The 5,404-nt window shown below is 48.4% G+C and carries 5 protein-coding genes, 4 tRNA genes and 1 other RNA gene; 2 read left to right on the top strand and 8 right to left on the bottom strand.

Annotation, left to right across the window (positions count from 1 at the left end; genetic code table 11):
- From NR114_RS24130 to NR114_RS24105, 6 genes are all read right to left on the bottom strand, one after another.
- A partial coding sequence (locus tag NR114_RS24130) for a GTP-binding protein (RefSeq protein WP_234369306.1) occupies positions 1 to 100 on the bottom strand: 100 nt, incomplete at its 3' end.
- A 109-nt stretch (positions 101 to 209) separates the two neighbouring features.
- Positions 210 to 285: transfer RNA gene (locus tag NR114_RS24125), tRNA-Thr, on the bottom strand.
- Between the two features lie 6 nt (positions 286 to 291).
- Positions 292 to 366 (bottom strand) — tRNA-Gly (locus NR114_RS24120).
- A 37-nt stretch (positions 367 to 403) separates the two neighbouring features.
- Positions 404 to 518, bottom strand: a non-coding RNA gene (locus NR114_RS24115) — RtT sRNA.
- A 46-nt stretch (positions 519 to 564) separates the two neighbouring features.
- A tRNA-Tyr gene (locus tag NR114_RS24110) sits at positions 565 to 649 on the bottom strand.
- A gap of 24 nt (positions 650 to 673) precedes the next feature.
- A tRNA-Thr gene (locus NR114_RS24105) sits at positions 674 to 749 on the bottom strand.
- 398 nt (positions 750 to 1,147) lie between these two features.
- Here NR114_RS24105 and NR114_RS24100 point away from each other — a divergent pair.
- A complete protein-coding gene (locus NR114_RS24100) occupies positions 1,148 to 1,696 on the top strand; it encodes a GNAT family N-acetyltransferase (RefSeq protein WP_234531056.1) in 549 nt (182 codons plus the stop codon).
- Positions 1,697 to 1,916: 220 nt separating this feature from the next.
- Positions 1,917 to 2,867, top strand: a complete 951-nt coding sequence (gene coaA, locus NR114_RS24095; protein ID WP_020828749.1) for a type I pantothenate kinase — start codon at positions 1,917 to 1,919, stop codon at positions 2,865 to 2,867.
- Between the two features lie 45 nt (positions 2,868 to 2,912).
- Here coaA and birA read toward each other — a convergent pair whose 3' ends face one another.
- The gene (gene birA, locus NR114_RS24090) at positions 2,913 to 3,875 is read right to left on the bottom strand and encodes a bifunctional biotin--[acetyl-CoA-carboxylase] ligase/biotin operon repressor BirA (RefSeq protein ID WP_046374700.1); all 963 of its coding nucleotides are present in this window, start codon (positions 3,873 to 3,875) and stop codon (positions 2,913 to 2,915) included.
- Positions 3,872 to 4,909, bottom strand: coding sequence for a UDP-N-acetylmuramate dehydrogenase (gene murB, locus NR114_RS24085; RefSeq protein WP_128865730.1), 1,038 nt, complete (start codon positions 4,907 to 4,909; stop codon positions 3,872 to 3,874). The genes birA and murB overlap by 4 nt, the downstream gene beginning before the upstream one ends.
- Positions 4,910 to 5,404 lie beyond the last annotated feature (495 nt).

The following is a 5,404-nucleotide window of genomic DNA, read 5'->3' as shown; positions in this document are numbered from 1 at the left end:
TGGTGATTGCTGCAGTCAGGGTAGTTTTACCGTGGTCAACGTGGCCGATAGTACCGACGTTAACGTGCGGTTTTGAACGTTCAAACTTTTCTTTAGACATCGATTGTCCCTCTAAGACACGGATAAATCGGTGGTATCACCACATCAACCAAGCATTTGCTTGTTGAATCCAGAACAGAAAGAAAATCAGGGGGCGAGATAATAAGAAGTGGTGCTGATAGGCAGATTCGAACTGCCGACCTCACCCTTACCAAGGGTGCGCTCTACCAACTGAGCTATATCAGCACATCTTGGAGCGGGCAGTGGGAATCGAACCCACATCATCAGCTTGGAAGGCTGAGGTAATAGCCATTATACGATGCCCGCATCCTGGAACTCGGCTACCTGACTTTTCTGTAGAATTTTAAGGGAGGAGAAGGATTGTTTATCGCTTAACTCTCACCCTTCGAGTTGTTTGCGCTATGCGCTGTACAACTCGAACCTTGCGAAGGCTTTCGCCTTCTCCTTCTGCAAGTCAACCGTTGCGAGATTATCGCTGGCCAGTTAACTGCCTAAGGCAAGATATGGTGGTGGGGGAAGGATTCGAACCTTCGAAGTCTGTGACGGCAGATTTACAGTCTGCTCCCTTTGGCCGCTCGGGAACCCCACCAGATTTTAACTACTGTGACTTGATTGGTGCCGGCTACCGGAATCGAACTGGTGACCTACTGATTACAAGTCAGTTGCTCTACCAACTGAGCTAAGCCGGCATCAAGTGCAGCGCATTCTAGGTAGACCGGACGACCTATGCAACAAAAAAATTGCGTTAGTTGCACTTTCGCTCACAAATCACCCAATTTTGCACGGTGTCTTGCAATTTACTGCGCGTAGCGTGCAAAGATTCATCAACTGCAGGCATCATTCTCTACAATTTAATCCACTTTTTGCAAGTATTGACCCTTTCTTTCCCCGTGCCCGTTATCTCAAATCCGTAAACCCAAAACAGGAAACTGTGAGTGATATCGATGCACCAAAAAAGGGATGAGTGCCCCACGTAATGACATCAACTATCATTATTTCTCACCGCTTTCGCTGCCACAGCACCCACCACCGCTCTGGCGCAATTATTGCTTGTCTTCATTACCCCCTCACCCAGGAGGAATGACCGATGAAAATTGTCCTGATTAATGCCGCCACGCTGCCCATTTACCGAAATGAACTGGCTCGCCTGTTGACCGATGCGGTAACGCATGGGGCCTCAGTGGGCTACGACACACTGATCCCGCATGAAGACGCCGAGAGTTACTTCCACAGCCTGAGGCCTGCCTTGGCCAAAGGAGAGCTGTTGTTGTGGATTGCCAGAGACGAGCGCGACGTCATTGGCACAGTACAACTGGAGCTGTGCCAGAAACCGAATGGACGCAACAGGGCTGAAGTACAAAAACTATTAGTCCACAGCCGGGCACGTCGTAACGGTGTCGGACAAGCCCTGATGAAAGCATTGGAACAGTCAGCACTTCAGCAACAGCGCGGCCTGCTTTATCTCGACACGCAGGCAGGTTCCGCTGCAGAGGCGCTGTATCGCTCATTGGGCTATCGCTGCCTCGGAGAGTTACCCGACTATGCCGCCACACCCGATGGCTACTATCACCCGACGGTCATTTACTACAAGCGCCTGTTCGCGGTTAACCAAACCTCCCCTGCCATCGCCAGCTAGCATGAAAGCGGTATCATTTCCTAGCGATACCGCTTTGCAACGCCTCTGCCATCAACTGCGCGCCGCTTCTCACAATTGACATAAACTGCCGCCAATCGATAACTTTTGCGAAAAAAGTCTACGCCAAAAACGAAGCTGTCTATAATATGCAGCTTGTTTATTATCTGGAGTTGGCGTCCGGCGCCTTTCCCAACCTGCGTTAACAGGCAGAATTTGGCTTATGATAAAAAGAGATCAATCTTTAGCGACGCCCTATCTTCAGTTCGATCGTACCCAGTGGGCTGCGTTGCGAGATTCGGTGCCGCTGACACTGTCAGAAGAAGAGATTGTTAAACTGAAAGGGATTAACGAAGATCTCTCTTTGGAAGAGGTGGCTCAGATTTATCTGCCGCTGTCGCGGTTGTTGAACTTCTATATCAGTTCCAACCTGCGCCGTCAGGCCGTACTCGAGCAATTTCTCGGAACCGATGGACAAAAAATCCCCTACGTTATCGGCATCGCCGGTAGCGTTGCCGTAGGCAAAAGTACCACCGCACGTTTATTACAGGCATTGCTTAGCAGTTGGCCGGAACACCGTAGCGTTGAGCTGATCACCACTGATGGTTTCCTGCATCCCAATAAAGTGTTGAACGAACGCGGGCTGATGAAGAAAAAAGGTTTCCCGCAGTCTTACGATATGCACAGCCTGGTCAAGTTCGTTTCTGAAGTGAAATCCGGCGCCAAACGCGTCACTGCTCCGGTATATTCCCACTTGATTTATGATGTTGTTCCTGAAGGAAATAAAGTCATCGAGCAGCCGGATATTCTTATTTTGGAAGGGCTCAACGTTTTACAAAGCGGTATGGACTATCCTCATGATCCGCATCGCGTATTTGTTTCTGACTTTGTTGATTTCTCTATATATGTCGACGCACCGGAAGAACTGTTACAGTCCTGGTACATTAACCGGTTCCTTAAATTCCGTCAGGGAGCGTTTTCTAATCCTGATTCTTATTTCCATAACTATTCCAAGCTGCCAGAACCTGAGGCTGTTAATATAGCCACTCAGCTGTGGAATGAAATCAATGGATTGAATTTACAGGAAAATATCCTTCCAACACGCGAACGTGCGAGCCTGATTATGACCAAGAGCGCTAATCATGCAGTCGAGAGCGTTCGTTTGAGAAAGTAATTTCATTAGCGACAAGGGGCCTAAGAGCCCCTTATTAATAATAATTTACTCTGCACTACGTAGCGATATTTCCCCGCCAATGAATGGCTTAATAACACCATTTTGCTCAAGCAATAATGCCCCTTGCTGATCGATACCGCGAGCAGTCCCGAATATTTGCTGCTCACCGATTAATAGCTTAACAGGCCGGTCAATAAAGTTATCCAACGCATGCCAGCGTGAAATAAAGGGAGTCAAACCCTCAATCTCAAACTGACGCAGCGATTGGCGTAGCTCATTAAGCAAGGTCGCGGCCAGCTCATTGCGATCGATATTAATCCCCGCTTCCTGCAGGTTTATCCAGCCTTGATTAATGGCATTGGCATTAGTTTCACGCATCGCCAAATTGATACCTGCACCGATGACCAGCTGTGCCGCATCACCGGTTTTCCCTGTCAATTCGACCAAGATCCCAGCCAACTTACGATCGTTAAGATATAAATCATTCGGCCATTTGACTCTGACATCCTGCGCGCCGAGGCCTTGCAACACTTCGGCCATCACTATACCAATCACCAGGCTCAGACCCATTGCGGCGGCAGGCCCCTGCTCGAGGCGCCAAAACATTGAAAGATAGAGATTGGCGCCAAATGGAGATATCCATTGACGTCCACGTCGACCACGTCCGGCTTGCTGATACTCAGCGACACAGGCATCACCCGACTGCAGCTCAGCAATACGCTCCAATAGGTATTGGTTGGTAGAATCCACGACCGGCAGCACGGTGACACGCTTATCTGCCAATTGGCTGAGAATACGTTCGGCATCCAGCAATTGGATTGGAGCAGGCAGACTGTAGCCTTTTCCGGGTACGGTAAACACGTCCAGGCCCCACTCACGGATGGTCTGTATATGCTTGTTAATGGCTGCGCGGCTCATCCCCAGTAATTCACCAAGGTGCTCGCCTGAATGGAAACCACCATCGGCCAGTATTGCAATCAGCTTGAGGGGAACTTTGGTATCCTTCATGACAGAACCTCTACGGCATTCAACTCGCCATCCTTACCGATAAAGCGTACTTCTGGCTCTAACCAGACATCAAACTTTTTCGCTACGGTATTACGCACATGGCGAGCCAAGGCGACCACGTTTTGACTGGTGGCACTATCCACATTAACCAGAACAAGCGCCTGTTGACTATGTACCGCCGCACCGCCAATACGATAACCTTTCAGCTCACACTGATCGATCAACCAGCCAGCTGCCAGCTTCACCTGACCATCCTGCTGTGGGTAATGCGGCATACCAGGATATTCGAGCATCAGCGCAGCGGCCTTTTCACTACTGACCAACGGATTTTTGAAGAAACTACCGGCATTACCCATCACCTTAGGATCCGGCAGCTTACTGCGACGCATGGCGCACACTGAATCAAAGACCTGACGTGGGGTCACCGTTTGCGGATCCAGTTTTGCCAGCTCGCCATAATTAAGCATCGGGTTCCATTGTTTGTTCAGGCGCAAGCCTACGCCAACAATGATGTGCCCCTTCTGAAAATGATGTTTGAAAATGCTTTCACGGTAGCCAAACCCACAATCTGACGCTGAAATGCGATCGATAGCTCCCGTACTCAGATCCAATAGATCAACGTAGTCACATACGCTTTTGAGCTCGATGCCATAGGCGCCGATATTCTGAATGGGGGCAGAACCGACCAGGCCAGGGATCAGAGCCAAATTTTCCAGGCCAGGAATGCTGATATCCAGGGTCCGACAAACCAGGCCATGCCAATTTTCACCTGAGCTGACGTGGAGGAACCAGGCATCCTTTTCTTCTCTAATATCAATGCCTTTCAATTGATTGATCATGACCGTACCGGCAAAGTCTTCAAGAAACAGGACGTTACTTCCTTCACCGAGTACCAGCAGCGGCTCTTGGCGCTTCTGCGTTTTCTGCCAAACCTTGATCATTAATTCGATAGTGTTGGCAATGACCAGATGCGCTGCGTTGACCGGGAGCGCAAAGGTATTGTGGTTTTTTAATGACGCGCCTTCAGTAGACATAACGATAAATACCTATACGGAAATGAACCTCCACCTAGTCTACTCGATTCAGTACGTCAGACTAATATTTGTTTTCATTGATATTGCTTTTATCTGGAGATCATCCATAGATGAAATATTTCTAATTGTTTTATAAGGTAATTTCTATATAAATTAATTAGGTAATACATTAGAGATAATGGTTAAGATGATTAATAAAAGTTTTTCTTGGTGGGTGCGCTTATTGTTGAGAGCCAAACCAATCCAATTAGGGCTGATTTACATTCATCTGAAAACAGTTATGTTTTTTAAACATTAACCATATTTATAATCGCGAATATAACTGGCAGGAATTTACTCGTAGGAAAGTGCAGATTATCGGCTAGCAAGACCCTGCCTGGCTGCGCCTTTTTCTTTCGCACACAGCAAAAAGGCCATCCTTGCGGATGGCCTCTTGGCTTATTTGATGCCTGGCAGTGTCCTACTCTCGCATGGGGAGACCCCACACTACCATCG

The sequence above is a fragment of the Serratia sp. Ser99 genome (genome assembly GCF_024519545.1).
Classification (GTDB): domain Bacteria; phylum Pseudomonadota; class Gammaproteobacteria; order Enterobacterales; family Enterobacteriaceae; genus Serratia; species Serratia liquefaciens.
Note: the sequence above shows the minus strand (reverse complement) of the source record. Positions and strands in the feature narration are given on the sequence as shown.